We start from the raw sequence: 20,316 nt of genomic DNA, 5'->3' as shown, positions 1-20,316 counted from the left end.
AAATAAATTGTATATTACTTGTGTCAAAAAATCGAACTTTTTCGCGCAAATATAGTTGAATTCTGCTAGACTAATGGTGAACATAGGCACTTTTTACTTCATATTTCGACAACGCTGCATTAACCATCATTTATCGGGAGGAGCATGGAAAGATGGATGTTACACTAAACTCAAGCACGTCTTTATGCAATCAGGCTGCAACCCGAAAAACCATCTGGACAAGCTTATTTGTCTGGATCTGGGCTGTATTCCTGCTGCTGGCGGTCGCCGGAACGGCGCATGCTGAGCCGCCGGCCCCTACTGCAACGGGAGGCGAGGTCAGTGCTGCGGTCACCGGCTTCACACCGGGCGCCACGCTGAAGCTGTATCTGACTGACGGTACTCTGGTGGATACAGCCGCGAATGTGACCGGCTCTGAGTACATATTTACGGGAGTGACGCCTAATAGCTTGTGGTTTTATGTCACCCAGACGGTGGGCGGTCAAGAAGGTCCCAATTCGCCGTGGTTCGGTGTCACCCTCCCCCAGCCTACGCTCGCCGTAGGGATTGGTTATGTAGACGCCGGCAATATTCTTACAGGGGCAACAGTGACGCTGTATGACTCGAACGGCGGTTATGTGTCCCATACGCCGGTTTCCCAAGGCTCCGGGGTCTGGAGATTCATCCCGCTGCTCAAGGGTTCCACCTACTATGTATCACAGTACATCAATGGTGTGGTTAGCCAGCCTTCTGTCTTCGCGACTGTGGCCGCTCCCCATGCTCCTGCAGCTGCGGGAAGTGAAGAAAGCATCACCGTTAGCGGCTTCACGTCCGGCGCCACGCTAAAGCTGTATCTGTCTGACGGCACGCCTGTTGATACGGCGAGCAGCGTAACAGACCCTGAGTATACCTTCACGAACGTAACCCCAGACAGCAGAGGGTTTTATGCAACCCAGACGGTTAACGGGGCCGAGAGTGAGAACTCCCCCTGGATCGGCGCCGCTCTGCGAACCCCGTCCGCTGCTGCGGGAACAGATTATGTGGATGTCAGCAATGTGCTAACCGGCACAACAGTGACACTGTATGACTCAAACGGCAGCCTGATCTCCAACAGTCCTGCGGACCAGGGAAACGGCGTATGGAGATTCGGCGGGCTGACGCCACATGTCGCCTATTATGCTCAGTTGAGCATCAATGGAGTGGTAAGCTCCCATTCAGGCTCTGTCACACCGGCACCGCCTAAACCCGCAGCACCTGCTGCAGCGGGAGGCGAAGTGAGTGTTACGGTGAGCAGCTTCACCTCCGGTGCGACGTTGAAGCTTTATCTCACCAACGGGACGATGCTGGCAACGGCAAATAACGTAACAGGTGCAGTCTATACCTTCCCGAACGTAACTCCCAACAGCCTATGGTTCTATGTGACGCAGACTGTAAACGGGGAAGAAAGCGACAATTCCTCTTGGTTCGGTGTGACGCTGGGAACGCCGGCAGCGCAAGCAGGGGTCCGTTATGTGGATGTCAGCAATGTGTTTGCGGGTGCCGTAGTGACACTGTATGACTCGGACGGCGGCTTCATCTCCAGCAGTCCTGACGATCAGGGCAGCGGTGTGTGGAGATTCAGCGGACTGGCAACGCGGAAGGCTTATTATGCCATCCAGAGTATCAATGGAGTCTATAGCCCCGCCTCCTCCTTTGCCACCGTACAAGCCGTTGTGCCCTCGGCTCCTGCGGCGACCGGAGGCGAAGAAAGTCTCACAGTGAGCAGCTTCACTTCTGGCGCGGCGTTGAAGCTCTACCTCACCACTAGCACGCTGCTGGCAACCGCAGATAGTGTGACTGATGCCACTTATACGTTCAGGAACGTCACACCGGACAGCCGCGGTTTCTATGTCACGCAAACTGTCGATGGGGAAGAAAGCGACAATTCACCTTGGTTCGGCGTGAGCCTGCGTACACCTGTCATCAGCGCAGGAACGGATTATGTGGATGCCGGCAATCTGTTCCCGGGGGCGGCAGTGATCCTGTATGACTCGGGCGGCAGCATCATCTCCGACACGCCGGCGGATCAGGGCAACGGCATATGGCGATTCGGGGGACTGCTGCCCCGGACCACCTATTATGCGGTTCAAAGCATCAACGGAGTGTGGAGCCAGCCCACTGCTTTTGCCACTGTCCAGCCAGTGATACCCGGACCTCCAGTAGCGGCGGGGGGAGAAGAGAGTATTGCGGTCAGCGGCTTCATCCCCGGTGCGGAGCTGAAGCTGTACGTAACTGACGGCACTCTGGTGGCAGCAGCGCCTAACGTGACGGATGCGACCTATACATTTTGGAACATAACGCCGAACAGCCTCTGGTTCTATGTGACCCAAACTGTGAACGGGGAGGAAGGGGATAATTCATCCTGGGTAGGTGTCACTCTGCGAACACCGGTCCTGACTGCGGGTGAGGGTTATGCGGATGCCAGCCATGTACTTGTCGGGGCGGCATTGACACTGTACGGCATGGACAACCAGGCTCTGTCCGGCAGCCCCTCAGACCAGGGCAACGGTGTATGGAGATTCAGCGGATTGGCGGCGGGGCATACGTATTACGTGATTCAGAGCATCAACGGAGTCAGCAGCTTGAATTCCGCTTTTGCGACGATTCCCACCGCTCCGGCGCCTGCCGGATTTACCGTGATTCCTTCTGATCAGCAAGTAACACTGAGCTGGGAAACGGTAACGGGAGCTACGTACTATAATGTGTACATTTCGACGATTGCCGGGCAGTTCGATAACGCGACAGTCGTTTCAGTAACAGACACCACCTATACACTGCAGAATTTAACTAACGGAACAACCTATTATTTCATGGTGAAAGCCAAGGATGGAGCCGGCTTCGGACTGGCCTCGGCTGAGCTTCAAGCCACTCCCGCCACTGTACCGGGAGCGCCGACGAATGTAACAGCCACTGCAGGCGACGGCATGGCCGTCATCCGCTTCACCCCGCCAAGCGATAACGGCGGCAGAGACATTGCCGGATATGAGGTTATCTCCTCACCCGGACCTATTACCGTAACCGGAACCTCCAGCCCCATTACCGTTACTGGCCTGACGAACGGGACCAGCTACATCTTTACTGTGCGGGCGGTTAATGCCATGGGCAGCAGCACGGCGACTGAATCCAATTCCGTGGTTCCCGCATCGCCCTCCAACGATGACGATAGCAGCTCAAGCACTCCAACAGGCGGAGAGTCGGGTCCTTCTCCCGGAAATGGATTTGAGGTGCTGGTTAACGGCAAGGCCGAATCGGCCGGAACGGTTACGAAGAGCGAAGTGAACGGCCAGACTGTGCTAACCGTTACCGTCGATACGCAGAAAATCGCAGCCAAGCTGGAAGCTGAAGGCAAAAACGCCGTCATTACCATCCCGGTAACCGCCGAAGCGGACCGGATCGCCAGTGTGCTGCCAGGGGCATTATTCCAACAAATGCAGAAGCAGCAAGCGGTTGTGGTTATTGACACACCTGCCGGATCGTACACCCTGCCGTCCGGGCAGATTCTGACCGCTTCTGTCGCTCAGCAGCTTGGTACAGGCGTACAGGCAGAGGACATCAAGGTCCGGATTGAAATTGCCAAAGCAGCTTCCGCCACTGTGAAGACGGCTGAGACTGCAGCTCAGCAGGGTGGCTTCCGCTTAGCAGCACCATTAATGGAGTTCAATGTCACCGCCGTATATAACGACCGGACAGTTGCCATTGAAAGCTTCTCCGCTTATGTGGAGCGGACGATTGCGCTGCCGGCAGGAACAGACTCCAACAACATTACCACCGGTGTGGTGATTGAGGCGGATGGCAGTACCCGTCATGTACCAACCAAGATCACAAGCCGGAACGGGACCTATTACGCGCAAATCAACAGCTTGACCAACAGTTCGTATACAGTGGTCTGGCATCCGCTGGAATTCACAGACGTGAACGGCCACTGGGCGAAGACGGATGTGAACGACATGGGCTCCCGGATGGTCATCCATGGTATATCGGAAGACTTGTTTGCACCGGACCAGGATATTACACGCGCTGAATTCGCCGCCGTTGTGGTACGGGCATTGGGGCTGAAGCCCGGGGCAGGAACCGGCCGCTTCATTGATGTGCAGGACAGCGACTGGTACGCCCCTGTGGTCAAAACAGCAGCTGGCTATGGACTTATCGGCGGGTATGAGGACGGCACCTTCCGCCCGAATGCGAAGATTACAAGGGAGGAAGCGATGGTGCTGGTAGCCCGGGCGATGAAGCTGACGGGACTATCCGCTGGCGGCAGTCCCCCGGTTCTGGCCGAATATTCAGATGCTGCCAAGCTTGCCGATTGGGCCAAGGAAGCAGCAGCAGCCAGCATCAGCACGGGGCTGGTCTCCGGACGAAGCCAGGCTGAGCTTGCACCTCAGGAGATGATCACCCGTGCCGAGACTGCGGTCATCATTCGGCGCCTGTTGAAGGAATCGGACCTCATTTCCTAATACCATTCATAATGTTTACGGCAGGGGCCGGCTGCGGGCAATCGCAAGCTGGCCCCTTTTTGTTGCTGCCGCGTTATTCCTCCGTCACTGTTCCAGTATTTGTGCCAAGTCATCCGTGTAAGCGGCACCCGGCAGGGTGATGCTGAAATCATCAAAGGAAAGGCCGGTGCTGCCCCTGGACAACAAACCAACACGGCCGGTGGTGAAGGTGGCATCCTCCGCCTGCAGCTTCAGCTCCCCATTAACATAGAAGGAGTAGGCACTGCCGCGTTTCTGTACGGAGAGGGTGTACCAGGTGTTGGTGGAATACCCGTATCCTTTCGTCTGTGCCACCACTGTACCGGTATTGGCCTGGTTGACCGACTTCCAGAAGCCAAGCCCCGCGTACTGCTTGTCCCACTCCAGACAATAGAAATTGGCGCCGTCCTGCTGCCCGAAGACGAGACCGATGCCGTCATCATCCGTTGCCTTGACCTTTACCGACAAGTCCCAATCCCCGTCATATACCCGGTCCAGGATCAGCTGGGTACCCCGCTCATAAGGATACGACACCCCCTTGTCCACAGGGCCGTACAGATTGGAGAGCTGGTTCAGCTTCCCGCCGGAAATGGACCAGGCGGAGGGACCGGAGGTGTCTCCCAGGTCATATACCTTATACTGGCTCAACGTGTTTTTGGAGAAATCATCCGTATATCCCAAGGATTCCGTCAAGCTAGCAGTGACATTCCCTGTGACCGCCGCGCTATTGATGGCGTTGATGTCAGCCGTTGAATAAGCCGGGGCCGGAAGCGCCTCATTGCCGTACCGGATGGTGTATGTGGGGTAAGGATTGGTGGGCCCTTGCGCGGAATTATCCGCCTGGAACACCAGCTTGCCGTTGGCGATGAGCCTGGGCACCTCCGCGTTACCCTGGTATACTCTCAGATCATCATAATCGTTTTGCGCCCCGATAATGCGAGTTAAGGGCACTTCAATCCGTTCCTTCCGGACCTTAGCCGTGAGTGCCACCCGGTAAGCAGGGTATTTCTCCAGAGCATTGTTATAGTAATAGATGATATCGCCCTCATAAGCGGTAATGCCCTCCTCCTCCAGACTGCGTTCACCCGATATCTTGCCCAGATAATCCACGCCGGTAATATTGCCTGCCGCATCCTCCTTGATCTTGATCTCATACAAACCGCTGCCGTTGGGGTTCCGGGTCACAAACCATCTGCCGTTCACATGTTTGATCCCCTGGTTCAGCATAAACGGAAGCTCGTTAACCGAGGTGGTGGCATATTGGACATGACGGGGCCGGAGGGTTCCCGGATTGGTGCAGTCGTTAATGTTGGTCTTGAAGACATGGGTGGTGGGGGTCACGCTTGTGCTGTAGGACCATTCGATGGAATACATCCAGTCTCCGACGATATCTCCCCCGGAAATTTCCTGTACGGTATTGAAGGGTTGCCCGTCTTGGGCAACCGGCCATCCTGAAGCGGAGCTTGCCACAACCATTGCCCCTTCAATGTGCAGCAGCTTGCCGGCGTAGTCAATTCTACATTTGTAAAGCACCTCATCCTTGTATTTCGGGTTGCTGTCCCCCCACGACTCATGGATAAAAACATACGGAACCCCGCCAATTTCCTTGTACGAAATGCCGGACGTATGGGTGAAGCTGGTTTTGGGATACACGTCGCCATTGGACCCGGGGATTGCTCCGCTCCGGTCGTCCCGGAACAGAAAGTCCGATTCATATTCCAGCTTGCCGTTTACCACCTTGGAGCTTTTGATGGTTTTGCCGTTTAATACCGTGAAGAATCTTCCCACCGGTGCAGTCCCCACGGAAGGCACATATTCCACATCCTGAATGCCGCTGGTGTACCCGAAGGGGGTTACCACCTTCCTTCCCGTGGCGAAGTTGGACACCGTCAGATCATCGATGGCCAGCGTTTTGCTGGAGGCAAAGCCGTCCTCTGCCTTCACTGACGGAGGTGAAGCCATCACCTGTGCCACCAGCATCACAAACATGGTAAAGCAAACTGCCCATTTCCTCATCTCATCCACTCCTTGTCCTGTTTATTAGCTTCGCACAAAAAAGCGCAAAAAAACCTGCGCTCACGCCTTGGAAGACATCAAAAATTGTCTCCTCAAAACGTACGGCAGGTATTCTCAGCGTCTCCACCCGAAGCCCGTATATCGTTTTTTCATTTCCTATTGTAGCATTGGTTTTCTAGATATTGGGTTAAGTTCCTGTTAAGAATTCAGATGTGAAATATATTCAAAAGCGGTGACTCCGTATACACTCTTAAAATGTCTGTTAAAATGGGACAGATCAACAAACCCGCAGGCAGCAACGGCAGAATATACATCCCGGTTTTTCTCGATCAGCAGCTTGGCACGTTCAATTTTGCAGTTAAGAAAGTATTGATAGGGTGAAATCCCCATATGAGCCTTGAATAGCCGGATCAATTGAAACTTGGACAGATGCAGCTCCCTGCTTATCTCATCCAGCTTAAGGACATGCTCCAGATTGGCGTGAAGCATGTCTTTTGCTTTTTTTATGACCACGGCATCTTTCCTGGCTCCCGCAGAAGAACCGGTGTGGACAAGACTGTCCGCCAGAGCGAAGAATAACTCCGTGCATAACGCCTCATCCTTCCCGCCCAGTATAGCTTGGGAAAGACCCAGGACCCGCTGCCCAAGCCGGTAATCGTACACAATCGGGGTTGAAAAGCGCACAATCTCCTTCTTCTCCATCACCTCCAAAAGCAAGGAAGGATCCATGTACAGCATCACATAATCAAGCCCCTCCTTATCGTGGGCCATTCCATCATGTGCCTGTTCAGGATTAAACAACATAACACCATATTGATGTGACAATTGCAGGCAGCCGTCCAAGTGATAATGTTGGATACCGCGCAGGGTAACGCCTATGGCATATTCCTGATGCGTATGCTTTTTATACTTGAATTCAGTCATCGTTGCAGACAGCGCAGTGATGCCTGCCGCTTGTTTATAGAGAAACTTCTCCATCCCTGCACCTCGATCCCAGGCTGGGCTACTTCCAGACCATGATAGCAGCATACACCAATAATACCGCCATTGCGATATTCACTACCTTATTATGCTTTTGCAGAAACACCCGGAAGATAGTCCCGAAAAGCACCCATGTGGTAAAAGCCAAAAATCCTATACCAGTAATGGCCAAGATACTTAGGGTCACCGCCGGTACAGCATGATAATAGGGCAAAATAAAGGCGGGAATCACCGTTAAGGTAAACAGGACGACCTTGGGATTTAAAAACTGCATAAGAAAGCCTGAAATAAAGGTAGCCGCCTGAACCTCAGTCGGGTTTGATGTATGTTTCCGGAACATCAGGTATGCCAGATAGAGCATATACATGCTGCCAACAACCTGCATTGTGAGGAGTACTTTCGGCAGAATCGTGACCAGCACCGTATTCAAAGCGGCAGAAACCGCAAGCAGCAGCCCGAAACCGGCCGTCGCTCCATATGAATAGTTCATCGCTTTTTTGGCTCCGGATTGATTCACGATGGACAAGATAACGATATTCGTTGGCCCCGGTGTAAACGTAGCGATTGTACAGTAAATCAAAAAAGATGCAATATCCATGAGAATCCCCCTTACACACTCTTCTCATAGCCTACATCTTCAGTGAAAAACCATATAGTATATTATTGCAGATATTAGTTTTCTTCCGCCGCGGCACTTCCTTGATTATTGCTCGATCCTTTTTTTGAATTCCAAGGGGCTTAACCCGTAACGCTCCTTGAACATACGCGAAAAATAAATCTGCTCGCTGTACCCGAGCCTGTCTGCAATTTCGTACAGCTTCAGGTCTGTATTCAGAAGCATTTCCCTGGCTTTTTTCATCCGGACATCGAGCAGATAATTCCATATGGTGGTGCCTGTTTCCTGCTTGAACAGATTCGACAGGTAGTTTTTGCTGAATCCGACATGATCCGCCACCTGCTGCAGGCTTACATCCTTGGAAGCATAGTTCTCCTCCAGGAAAGCCTGGACCCGTTCGATGGCCTTGCGCGTCTGGTTGCTTCTGTCCCCATTCATGATGTGGAATAAATAACGCGCGCCTTCCTCCAGCCTTCTGACACAGCATATGCGGAAGTAAAATCTGACCTTGTGGGCGGCAATCATCTTGTCACCCAATCCCAAATCCCTGCCCTCTTCCAGATGGAAGGTAATTTTCTCATGCTTCAGCTCCTCCACCACCAGGAACAGCCATTCCATTGCCAGGGGGTTCAGCAAATCATACCGCCCGTCCACCCATTTTTCCAGCATATCCAGCGTATCCACAATCAATAATGGCATGGTCTCATGCCGGTTATAGCGGATATGCTCCACCCATCGCGCCATCATGTCCCGGTGGCTGGTCAGATGCTTTAGCAGCAGCCCGTTGGCGGCATGATTCCGGGTTTCCCGAATCCGCCGGAACGCCTTATCCAATACCCGGTATAAATTCTCCTCGCTGACCGGCTTGAGCAGATAATCCACCGCTCCCAGCTCCAGGCCCGATTTGGCATAGGTGAAATCATCGTAACTGGAAATAATGATGCTGGACATCCACGGGTAATGCCCGTTCACATATTCGATAAGCGCCAGACCATCCATTAGGGGCATTCGGATATCGGTTATGCAAATATCCGCATAATGCCCTTCCAGCCAGTCCAACGCCAATTGGCCATTGGCCGCTGTTCCCGACACCATCACCTCCCCCGGATAACTCTCCGTCATCTTGGCCAATCCGGTACGGATGATAGGGGAATTATCCACAATCAAGATTCGGTTCATGAACAGACTCTCCCTCCTTGGCGGGGCGGTTTGGCAAGGTGATGATCACCTCGGCGCCGTGGTGATCCATCCGGTTGCTGATGGTGATTCCCGCTTGTTCATCCTCATAATAAACCCGCAGCCGGTAATGCACATTAAGCAGACCGATGTTGGAGAGCTGGCGGTAATGGGCACCCGCATTGTTCTGCTGCAGCTTGTCCTTCAATCGGGCCAGCGTTTCCCCATTGAAGCCGGGGCCCGTATCGCAAATCCGGATCATCAGATAGTCCTCCGGGGTTAGGGCCGTTTCGATTCGGACAAACAGCTGCTGCCCCGTTTGCTCCAGGCCGTATCGGATGCTGTTTTCCACGATGGGCTGGATGACCGCCTTCAGGCAAAATATCTCATTTGTGCCTGCCCCCTGAATGATTTCATAGGTCAGCTCTTCCCCATACTGGGTTTGCATGATATGCAGATAATTGGCCACGTACTGTATTTCCTGCTGGAGAGGCACACAGGTATTCCGGTAATTGGAGACGTACCGGAGCATATCGGATAAGGCCAGCGTGGTTTTGACAATATCGTCCTGATTGGCCAAATAGGCCATGAACTTAATGGATTCCAGTGCATTATAGAGAAAATGCGAATTAATCTGGGACTGCAGAGCCGACAGCACCGCCTCCTGCCGGGAGGTTCGGGACTGGTTCAATTCCTTGAGGGAAGACTCCAAATTGTCGAGCATCTTATTATAGACCCGGCTTACATCCGCTATCTCATCCCTGCCTTCAATGTCCACCCGGACCTCCAGATTATTCAAGCCGGTCTGGGACATCACCCCTCTTAGCTTCTTCAGCCTCCGTGTGCTGGATTCGGATACCAATACAACCAGCACCATACCAACGGCAAGGCCGATCAGGGCAATCAGAATCGTTGCATTCTTCACCCGGTAGATGCTGCGCGCCACCGCGTGCCAGGGAACAACCGAGACAATCCTCCAATCCGTTTTGGCGATGCTGCGGTAGGTAACCATTTGACTGCTGTCCTTCAAAAAAAAGGAGCCCTCCCCAGACGCAGACAAGCCGTTTGCCAGCAAGGACGGCAGCAGCCCGGCCGCGTGCTCCGAATCGGTGGAGGCAATGAGCATTCCTTGTTCATCAACAATCAGTCCGATTCCGTTGGCATCCATTTTGGTTTCGGACAGGATGGCTTGAATCGGACGGGGAGCAATATCCATTTTGATATAGCCGTGCAAATCCGAGGTAAACTCATACTTTTTCACAATGGTGATTATGGTGTCGCTTATGCTGTCATTGCCAAGCTCCACATAATTCTCATTGGAGGAAAGCAGCATCGTCATTTCCTTGGAGATGGTAATCCCGGGCATCCAAACCTCGTTTTTCATGGAGTAGTCGTAGCGCAGGGCAGGCTCTCTCTCAAGGGTATAGGAGTTTTCGTTCCCGTTTTTGTTCAGGATGGTTACGGACAGAATCTCCGGATGCATGGTGGCGAAGGAGTGGATATAATTATCCTTCAAGCTGTTGAAGGCATTGATCCGTTCCGATACCTCATTGGCCTTCAGCCACTGCCTGTAGCTGCTGCTGGCCGCCATATTCGCCAGGAATTGCTCGTATTCCCTGAAATACCGTTCCAGGTTCAGGTTGGATTCCTTGAGAATCTGGGTGCTGAAGCGTTCGATATCGCTTTTTATACTCCGGGAGGATTCCTCATAGGAAAACACCGCAATCGCAATAACAATAAGCAGAATGACGGAGAAAAACATCACCGTCAGCTTCCACTTCAGTGAAGTGGCCATTTTGCTGGTAAGCGTTTTCAATCCTCATCACCTGCGCCTTTATTTCATTCTATTTGCTGCTCCAGGCAATGTAAAGCTGCGAACCCTTGCGATCAGCAAGAAATAAAGCCGCTCTCTCCCAGGTATGGGATGGAGCGGCGGCCATAAGGCTGAGGTCATTCCTCCAGCATGATTTCGACGGTGTTGGTTTGCCCTTTATATAGGGGGAACTGGACGGTTTTCGTTGTGCCGTTGACCGTTACCGTGACATCATAATCTCCATAAAAGCCCCGTGTGCTGTATGTCCCGTCTGCTCCCGTTGCGCCGCTTTCATCTGTCCACCACTTGTTGTATACCAGATCGAGATATTGGCCGCCCGATGCCTTCAGAGTCCAATCGCTGTTGAGCACAGGAGCGTTGTCCAGCCAATGCATGCCGCTGTTGAAGCCCCACATGAAAAACCCGGTCATATTCTCCATACTGTACGCCATGATCATCATATCCCTGGTAAAGCTGGACTCATATTCACGGTCTTGGCTGATCGCCGCTCCCATATCAAATTCGGTTATTTTCATTTCCTTCCCGTATGCCGCTATCTCCATCATATCGGCGTAAACATCCTCCATATCCGTGAAGTTGTCTCCGATATGGCCTTGAATGCCGATGCCGTCAAAGTCCACCTGATTGGCCACCATGGAATTGAGAATAACCTTGAAGGTGGCTAGCCTGGACGGATTTAAGCCGATAATCCCTGTTTCATTGAGATAGAGCTTCGCTTGGGGCGCCTCATCCCTTGCCCATTGGAACCAGTCCTTGATAATGATATTGCCGTATTTGGCCCGCATGGCATTGTTGGAAATGGTTTCGTTGAGCACATCCCACTCATCCACCACTGGAGGAGCGGCTTGAAGAATACTTGCGAAATGGCCTTTTATTCTATTCTCCAGCCCTGTTGTGTCATCTTGGGCCAGCATCTCTGCCAGATCCTGGGGGATGGAGGAGTTGGGGGTCCAGCCGTTGGGGAAGCTTCTGTCCCAGATCAAGGTATGGCCTCTTACGCTCTTCAGTCCCAGGGACCCCGCCCCGTTCACAAGATCCATAGCCCGCTGCGGATTGGTTTCATAGGGGATCCACTTATGCTCGCTTTCCAACACAGCCGAATTGAAAAGGGCCGCTACAGCAGCGCGGTACCGCTCGTTCACTCCGCTATTGCCCAGCATGTTGGCATTAATCGCCGTTCCCCATTTGAATTCATGCTCCGCCATGTTCACGTCCACCTGGGCGCCCTCAACCGGGTTCCCGTTTTGATCCCGAACCACAACATGGATATCGCCCTTGCGGATCTGCTCAATTCTGTTCCAGGCATCGATGCGCCATGCTTGATTCTTGTTGAAAACGCCTCTGCCATCCGTTGTTTTCATCACAGAGGAGGAAGGCAGCTCGTCAAACGTAACCTGATCCTCATAGTTGATTAACTCGTACCCTCCGAATTCCACCGTTTGCAGCTGATAGCCCAACCGGATGCACAGACGCGGATACCCCGCTTTGGCCGTAAAGGGCAGATATACCTTCAGCCAGCCTTGCCCGGCAAGGGTGATAACATTCTCCGCCAGGGCTTTGGAATTGGGCGGCGCATCCATTTCAACAATCGTCTGCACCATGCCCGTTCCGTCCTCCTTGGAGGTTTCCAGGGTTCTCATATAAAATACCAGAAGCATCTGATCTCCGGCTGTATAATCCACACCCTCCTGCATGTTATCCAACACAAGCTGATAGCCCCACGGATTCTCCGGAACGGTACTTACCGTAGCCTGCCACGCAGTAGTAAAGGGCATACCCGTTGCCGGTACAACCTCCAGCTGGCCGTACTCCGGGCCTGTGACACTGGCGCCAATCAAGTCATCCTGGTCCTTGATAACTCTTCCCGGAGGCAGCTCATTGAACATGGTGTCCGGGTCCTTCGTTTCCGTATCCGGCTCCTCCTCGAACACTCTGTCATAGAAGATTAAATCGTTATAGCCCTTTCCGGTATCGGCAACAACCGGTATTGGCCTTCTGCCTTCCTTTGTCACCCTCGTTTCGAAGGGAAGGAACTGATCCGACGGAGTAATGGTGATGTCATCCATGAACAGCGTAGACGCCACGGTTACTGCATCGCCGTTTTTTTGATCAATGCCCAGCTGCGTGACGTTCTTATCCTTATGCTCATATTGCAGCACAAGCTGGGTCCAGGTATTCGGCTGCACATTCGCCACTGTGTAGGCTGCGGGGGCCGTTGCATATGCTGTACCGGCAGCCCCGTAAGTGCCGATCGATAGAGCGGGAGCAGCCTGATCCCGGGAATAAACCCAGGCGGTAACCGTAAAGGTCCGGCCCAGATCAGCCTCCGAAAACATATGCTCCAGCTTCACCCTGTTGTACAAAAAAGCTCTGTTTGCCATTTTGAGGCTTTTTCCTTCTCCGGTTGTGTGGTCCGCCTCTGTAGAAAGGGATACATACTCCGCTCTGTATGCCCCGCCCATTGCAAAATCCTGGTTCACCTCGAAGGTAGAACGGTCATCGAATATCATTTGTCTTGCGGTACTACTGCTGCTTGCTGAGGCGGTACCGCCCCAAACGGCAGCAAAAGGCATAAAGGATAAACATATGGCCAAAACCAGAGCTGTAAGCCTTTTCATAAATTCACGCTCCATTTCCTGAAAGGATGTGATGATTACCCGGCTCCGCCGGATGCTGTCCAATGAACCATGGGCCGGGTTGACCCATTGGCGGACAGCATCCGGACGCTGCGCAAAATAGTGGGCAAGCGGGTTATTTCTTGCCGTTCCGGTTATACCAGTCGGTCGCCTCCTTAATAATTTTCTCGCCTCCCTGCTTCTTCCACACGGCCACAAACTCATCGAAGGAATCCAATGGTTTGTCACCGGCAACAATCTTGGCAACGGCCTCCTGGAACAAGGATCCGCTCCATTTCAGCTCACTCTGGGACAGCAGGGATTGGGGAATGGGCATGGGGGCAAGCGGATTCGGAATCCCCTCCTTCTTCGAAACCTCGATAGCCTGCTTCATGTGGGCAAGAATGGCTTCATCCTGCTTCACCATGTTAATCGTGGAATCCAGCTCCACAATGTTGAAGATGGCATTTCTCCAGGCTTGCTGCAATTCCTTATCCTTCTCGGAGGTATGGACCCAATCATTTCCCTGCCGGGTCAGCGCCTGGCCCTCAGGACCATAAGCGGCATACGCATTGCCCTCCTCCGAGGCCAGCCAGTTGAAGAACCGGATAACCGCCTCCGCATTCTTGCTTTGCTTGAACAGAATGAAGGTTTTGTTCACCGGCTGCTCCACCCGGCCCACAGGACCGCTGTACCCGGTGCCCACCGGCGTGGGGATCGCCATCAGATCCGCGTTGGGATTATCCTTCAGGGAGCTCTTCAAGTCCCTAAACCAGGTGCCGCCCACCGATTGATTGCTGTTGAACATGCCAACCCGGTCCGACAGAATTTTTTGCTTCCAAATGGTGGAGGTGTTGGTCATAAACTCGGAGTCGATCAGCTTCTCCGCATACAGGGTTTTGACAAATTCCAGCGCCTTCTTGGTGTTGGGGTGGATGAAGCTGGGGATCACCTCATTGTTGTATATGGAGAAGGAATCCGGATTCACTCCCCACATGCCGAAGAGATTGTCCAGCCAGGTGAATTTCTCCCGGGCGGAGAACGGAATTTCATCCGGCTTTCCGTTGCCGTTGGGGTCCTTTTCCTTGAAGGCCCGCAGAACGGCGAGCAGCTCCTCCGAGGTTTTCGGCGCCTGCAGACCCAATTTATCCATCCAGTCCTTACGGACATAGAGAAGCCGCTCAGCGGGGGCATTGCGGGTGGCGGGAGTGGGAATACCCATGATTTTGCCGTTGATGGTAACCGCATCCCAGGCGGACTGGGGGATATTCTTCTTCAGGTTGGGGCCGTATTTGTCCAGAAGCTCATTCAGCTCCAGGGCCAGATTATTCTGGATGGGCTCGGCGTCGGCAATGCCCCAGGTCTGGTATACATCGGGAATGTCTCCGGAGGCGAATTTAATGCGCAGCTGGTCGGCGTATTGGCCATGGGGAATAAAAACCAGATCAATGTCCGTATTGGTCTTTTCCCCCATGTATTTAATGGCCGGAATTTGCATCGACGGGGAAGCCGGATACTGGTTGTTGAAGTCGGATGCAAACATTCTGAACTTGCCCTTTACGGCGGCGGAAGCGGATGGGCCGGACGCTGCCGAGGCTCCTACCGCAGGGGATGGCTCCGCTGCCGGTTCCTTGGCGGAGCATGCAGCCAGGCCGGCCACGGCCAAACCGGCAACGCTTAACGCAATGACATATTGACCCCATTTTGTTGTCACTTTTTGATAACCTCCCGTTTGATCTTCTATATGAAAGGCGGCAAACCCATCATAACGTATGCATGATTGGCTATTCCTTCAAGGAGCCGATCAGCGCCCCTTTAATAAAGTGCTTCTGGATAAAGGGATAAATGAGCACAATGGGAACGGTAGCTACAATAATTGTCGCCATCTGCAAGCCTTGAGGCGAAAGGTCCAGCAATACATCCGCAGCACTGCCGGATTGAAGGTCGGACGCCGAGGCCTGGGCCACAATGGAGTACAAATACAGCTGGAGGGGGCGGAGGGCGGCGTTAGAGATATACAGCATGGCTGAATAATAGCTGTTCCAATGTCCAACGGCATAGAACAGCAGCAGGGTAACCAGAATCGGCATAGACAGGGGAATGGCGATCCGGAACAGAATCCGGTATTCATTCATACCGTCCACACGGGCGGCCTCGAACAGCTCCTCCGGAAGGGACCGGAAGAAGGTCAGGCACAGAATCATGTTAAAGGCGCTTAAGGCACTGGGGATGATAAGCGCCCAAATGGTATTCAGCAATCCAAGGGTTTTGACCACCAGGAAGGAGGGAATCAGCGGAGCGCTGAAGATCATGGTGAAAATGATGAACAGCATCACGGCACGGCGGCCCTTCAGACCTGTTTTGGCAAGGGGATACGCCGTAATTACAGTCATCAGAATATTGATGAAGGTACCTGCAACCGCCAGAAATACGGAAACGCCGAAGGCCCGCCAGAAGGTTGTGTTGGTGAATACAACCTGATAATTCTCCACTGTCCATTCCACCGGCCAGATGCCGACCCGGGAGTGGGTTAAGGCATTCCCGGAGCTTAAGGAGCCTGCAACCACGTGCAGAATCGGAATCAGCATAACCGCGCACATGACGAGCAGGAAGGAGATGTTTACGATTTCAAAGGTTTTTTCAGCAGGCGACTTTCTGATTTTCATTATACTTCCCCCTAAAACAAACCTTCTCCGGTTGTGAGCTTGCTTGCCTTATTGGATACAAGCAGCAGTGCAAAACCAACCACAGACTTAAACAATCCCACTGCAGTCGTAAAGCTGTATTGACCGCCAACTACGCCGGCCCGGTACGTATAGGTATCGAAAACATCGGCCTTCTCGGACGTAAGCGGATTCAGAAACGGATAAATTTGCTCAAAGCCCAAATCCATGACATGCCCCAGCTTCAAGAGAAGCATGACCGTAATGGCCGGCAGGAGTCCGGGTAGGGTAATATGGACGAATTGCTTCCAGCGCCCCGCTCCGTCAATGGTTGACGCCTCATACAGGCTGGGACTGATGCCGGTTAAGGCAGCCAGGAAGATAATCGTCCCCCAGCCTACCTCCTTCCACATACCGGAGGTTACGATGACTGTTCTCACATAATCGGCATTCTGCAGGAAATTAATCGGTTCGTTGCCGGTCAGGTTAACATATACCGTGTTCACCAGCCCTGTTTGTACAGACAGAAGCATATACACCAAACCGGCAACAATGGTCCACGACAGGAAATGGGGCAAATACACAATAGTCTGCACCACGCGCTTGAGCTTCATCATCCGCAGCTCGTTCATCAGAATAGCCAATACGATGGGGGCGGGAAAAGAAAAGATGATCTGGTAGAAGCCGATAAGAAGCGTATTCTGCAGCAGCCTGACGAATTTCGGGAAGGTAAAAAGCTGCTGAAACCATTGCAGCCCTACCCAATCGCTGGCGATAATTCCCTTGAAAATATTGTAGTCCTTAAACGCAATCACCGACCCCGCCAGCGGGATATAGCGGAAAATCAGAAAGTACAGCACTGCCGGAACAAGCATGAGGTAAAAAGGATGATTCTTCACAAAGTAGCTTGGCTTTTTTCTTACTCTTACGGTCTCTGCGGCCAACTGCCGGGAAACCTGTATATCCTCCATGTCTGTGTCTCCTTCCGTCTTCTTTATCTGTCTTCATTGTAGAAAAAACCTCCCCCCGGAACAATATGAGAATCCTATGATATGTTGTAGGAATATTACTCCGTTTATGAAATTCCCGCAGAATACGTATCCAGTTGAAGGGCTGCAGCGGAACTTTCTCATAAAATGTTAAAAATGCAATTTATATAGAATAACCCTCCCCAACAATGGTTTGGGGAGGGTTATTCCGGTTCGTGCGGGTGTTGACCCGCCGCCTTCATATCCTGGTATTGCTTGCGCATACGCAGCGGCGTGGTGCCGGTATGCTCCCGGAACACCCGGGCAAAATAGTTCGGATTGCCATAACCGACCCGCTCCGACAGCTCGGCCACCGGCAGGTCCGTATCCCGCAGCAGCCGTCTGGCCTCCCGGAGGCGGACCTCCTGCACGAACTGCTGGACTGTCCGGTTCATGACCCGTTTGAACAGGCGGCAAAAATGAAAGAGGCTCAGTCCTGCGGTCCCGGCCACCTCCTGCAGCGGCAGCCTGCCGCTGTAGCCTTGCTCAATAAGCGCAATGGCCGGCCTCAGCCGCTCATACTCCCGGGTCATCTTCATCAGACCGGCGGTGCTCTGCAGCTTGCGCAGCTGCTCCCGGATCAGCCGGAATACATGGGATTTGATCGCCGTCCGGTAACCCAGTCCGCCGCCTTCATATTCACGGCGCAGCTCCTGCAGGGTCCCGCTGCAAACCTCCCATTCCGGCTGCCGGGCACGGGCCAGCACAGGATCCACCTCCGAGCGGAGCAGAAGATGGTATAAGTGCTGCAGCTCCACTTCCTCCATGAATGAATCGGTGAGGCGGATATCCCAGACCACCCCGAGCAGCTCCGCCTCCGCCTCCAAGGCCTCCACACCGTGCAGCGCATTGGAATTCACAAAAAAGATGTCTCCCGCTTGGCCCTCATACCTCTTCCCGTTAACCTGCACCCGCACTCTGCCCGCAAGCACCTGCATCACCTCGAGATGCTCATGCCAATGGGGGTTCACGAGAATGCCCTGCCGCTTTTGCACCGTGACCCGCAGCGGGAAGGCGCTTCCCTCGAAGGGCTCCGTTTTTTTGTACGTCATCGCATCCTCTCCCAATAGCAGGATTGTATCATTTTTCCGCAAAGGAAGGTATAGAAAGAACAGCGGCTTCCCCTCATACTAAAGCTCAGCAACAGCAACCATAAGGGGGATATGATCATGATTCTGGGATTGGAAAGATTGCCGGACCGGATAGGGGAAGGCGGGATATTTGCCTTTTCGGGAATGGATGGACCAACCCATACGGCCTCCCGGTTTGTAGGCACCTGGGGGGAACGGCTGCCGGACCTGTTATTTCATACTCCGCGCAGGCGGAAGCTATCCGTAGGTTTACCCGCTGATTTCAGCGTGGCCTATGTTACTGGAGATGTGTGCTCCTGGGCGGGCGCGGCGGGAGCCCTGACTCTCGCTTATACCCACTGGCATACGCTGGCGGGAGAAGCTTGTGAAGGCTGCAGCATTGCCCTTGGTTTTGCGGAGGAAGCAGCCGCAGCTGCGGCCGGCGCCGAAACGGAGGCTGCTCCGGGTTTGACGCTTACGCGGGACCCACAAGCCGGCGACTGGGTGGTGCTGGCCCGGCAGGAGCACCGGTTCGCGGTTTCCTTTGGGGTCAGCCGCGAGGAAGCCGTTGCCCGGGCCCAAGCCGGAATGAGCGTTTCCATGGAGGAAACGGTGGCGGAGAGGGTCGCCTCTTGCCTCCGCCTGCCCAAGCTTCCGGACCCGGCCCTGGACCGGCTGCTGCAGAAGTGTGTTTCCGTTATGAAGGTGAACACCTTGGCGGCCGAAGCCGGGATGAAGCAGCACTGGTCCACCCCTGACCGGGTACCCCATAGGGACATGTGGCTTTGGGATACCGTGTTTCATTCCCTGGCCATGAATGCTCTGGACCCGGAGCTGAGCTGCCAGTGTCTGTTCACGATGCTGGAGGCCCAGCAGGAGGACGGCATGATCCCCCATCAGATTTCCGTAAGCGGCCGGAGAAGCAGCATTACGCAGCCGCCTATTCTGGCCTGGGGGATGTGGGAGAACTTCCGGCATCTGGGCAAGCCGGAAGCGCTGGCCTATGCGCTCCCTTATCTGGAGAGATATCTGGAATGGAGCCTGCAGCACCGGGATGTCAACGGCAACGGGCTCCTGGAATGGGCTATTGCAGGGGATGTCATGTGCCGCTCCGGCGAGTCGGGTATGGATAATTCCTCCCGCTTCGACAAGGGCGTCAAGGTGGATGCGGTAGACTTCAATGTGTTCATGGCCCGGGATATGTACTATCTGTCACTGATTTGCCGGGAGCTTGAGCAGGAGGAAAAGGCTGCGTTCTGGGCCCGGCATGCGGAAGAGCTGTCGCAGCGGATTCAGACCCGTTTATGGAGCGAAACGGATAAGTTCTATTACGACCTGGAGCCGGAGGGCGGCCTGTCCCCCGTCAAGGCCGTCAGCGGCTTTCTTCCCCTGCTGCTGGACAACCTGCCTGAACAGCATACGGAGGGGCTGGTGCGTATGCTGAAGGACCCTCTTCACTTCTTGACTCCCTGCCCGGTGCCAAGCATTGCCGTCTCCCAGCCGGAATGGGGTACGGATATGTGGAGGGGGCCAACCTGGATTAACATGAATGTATTCATCATCCTGGGGCTCCGCAAGCAGGGCAGACGGGAGGAGGCGGAATGGCTGAAGCAGCGGACCATCGGTTTGGTTCAGAAATATTACCTGAAATACGGCGTTGTGTTCGAATATTACGACTCCACCGACCGGGTGGACCCGGTGGACTGCGACCGCAAGGGTCCCCGCCGCAAGCCGTATGATATCCGTGTCAAAACCGACAGCATCCGCGATTATCACTGGACTGCCGCGCTCACCGCCTTGCTGCTGCTGGAGGAGGATACAAATTAA

Annotated in this window: 12 protein-coding genes; 2 read left to right on the top strand and 10 right to left on the bottom strand. The window is 53.7% G+C overall.

Annotation, left to right across the window (positions count from 1 at the left end; genetic code table 11):
* The first annotated feature begins 152 nt into the window (after nt 1-152).
* Nucleotides 153-4,472 (top strand): S-layer homology domain-containing protein, encoded by a 4,320-nt coding sequence (locus ACI1P1_RS07120; protein WP_416215671.1) that lies wholly within the window; start codon nt 153-155, stop codon nt 4,470-4,472.
* An 84-nt stretch (nt 4,473-4,556) separates the two neighbouring features.
* Here ACI1P1_RS07120 and ACI1P1_RS07115 read toward each other — a convergent pair whose 3' ends face one another.
* The 10 genes from ACI1P1_RS07115 to ACI1P1_RS07070 all read right to left on the bottom strand — a co-directional run bounded on the left by ACI1P1_RS07115 (nt 4,557) and on the right by ACI1P1_RS07070 (nt 18,471).
* Entirely contained in the window at nt 4,557-6,506 is a 1,950-nt protein-coding gene (locus tag ACI1P1_RS07115) for a hypothetical protein (protein WP_416215670.1), read from the bottom strand.
* Nucleotides 6,507-6,704: 198 nt separating this feature from the next.
* Nucleotides 6,705-7,484 (bottom strand): helix-turn-helix domain-containing protein, encoded by a 780-nt coding sequence (locus ACI1P1_RS07110; RefSeq protein WP_416215669.1) that lies wholly within the window; start codon nt 7,482-7,484, stop codon nt 6,705-6,707.
* A 25-nt stretch (nt 7,485-7,509) separates the two neighbouring features.
* On the bottom strand, nt 7,510-8,085 hold the full coding sequence (locus ACI1P1_RS07105; RefSeq protein ID WP_416215668.1) for a LysE family translocator: 576 nt from the start codon (nt 8,083-8,085) through the stop codon (nt 7,510-7,512).
* Nucleotides 8,086-8,190: 105 nt separating this feature from the next.
* The gene (locus ACI1P1_RS07100; protein WP_416215667.1) at nt 8,191-9,282 is read right to left on the bottom strand and encodes a response regulator transcription factor; all 1,092 of its coding nucleotides are present in this window, start codon (nt 9,280-9,282) and stop codon (nt 8,191-8,193) included.
* The gene (locus ACI1P1_RS07095; RefSeq protein WP_416215666.1) at nt 9,257-11,095 is read right to left on the bottom strand and encodes a sensor histidine kinase; all 1,839 of its coding nucleotides are present in this window, start codon (nt 11,093-11,095) and stop codon (nt 9,257-9,259) included. Before ACI1P1_RS07095 ends, ACI1P1_RS07100 begins: the two co-directional genes overlap by 26 nt.
* Nucleotides 11,096-11,229: 134 nt before the next feature.
* Complete coding sequence (locus ACI1P1_RS07090) at nt 11,230-13,731, bottom strand: endo-1,4-beta-xylanase (protein ID WP_416215665.1); 2,502 nt, start codon at nt 13,729-13,731, stop codon at nt 11,230-11,232.
* Between the two features lie 133 nt (nt 13,732-13,864).
* The gene (locus ACI1P1_RS07085) at nt 13,865-15,442 is read right to left on the bottom strand and encodes an extracellular solute-binding protein (RefSeq protein ID WP_416215664.1); all 1,578 of its coding nucleotides are present in this window, start codon (nt 15,440-15,442) and stop codon (nt 13,865-13,867) included.
* A gap of 70 nt (nt 15,443-15,512) precedes the next feature.
* Nucleotides 15,513-16,394: a carbohydrate ABC transporter permease gene (locus tag ACI1P1_RS07080; RefSeq protein WP_416215663.1), complete on the bottom strand. Its 882-nt coding sequence runs from the start codon at nt 16,392-16,394 to the stop codon at nt 15,513-15,515.
* A gap of 11 nt (nt 16,395-16,405) precedes the next feature.
* A complete protein-coding gene (locus ACI1P1_RS07075; protein WP_416215662.1) occupies nt 16,406-17,362 on the bottom strand; it encodes an ABC transporter permease in 957 nt (318 codons plus the stop codon).
* Between the two features lie 221 nt (nt 17,363-17,583).
* Nucleotides 17,584-18,471: a helix-turn-helix domain-containing protein gene (locus ACI1P1_RS07070; protein ID WP_416215661.1), complete on the bottom strand. Its 888-nt coding sequence runs from the start codon at nt 18,469-18,471 to the stop codon at nt 17,584-17,586.
* Nucleotides 18,472-18,588: 117 nt separating this feature from the next.
* Between ACI1P1_RS07070 and ACI1P1_RS07065 the strand changes: the two genes are divergently transcribed.
* Nucleotides 18,589-20,316: an amylo-alpha-1,6-glucosidase gene (locus tag ACI1P1_RS07065; RefSeq protein WP_416215660.1), complete on the top strand. Its 1,728-nt coding sequence runs from the start codon at nt 18,589-18,591 to the stop codon at nt 20,314-20,316.

This window comes from Paenibacillus mesotrionivorans, from assembly GCF_046098205.1.
Taxonomy (GTDB): domain Bacteria; phylum Bacillota; class Bacilli; order Paenibacillales; family NBRC-103111; genus Paenibacillus_AR; species Paenibacillus_AR mesotrionivorans.
This window is presented reverse-complemented; position numbering and strand designations above follow the sequence as displayed.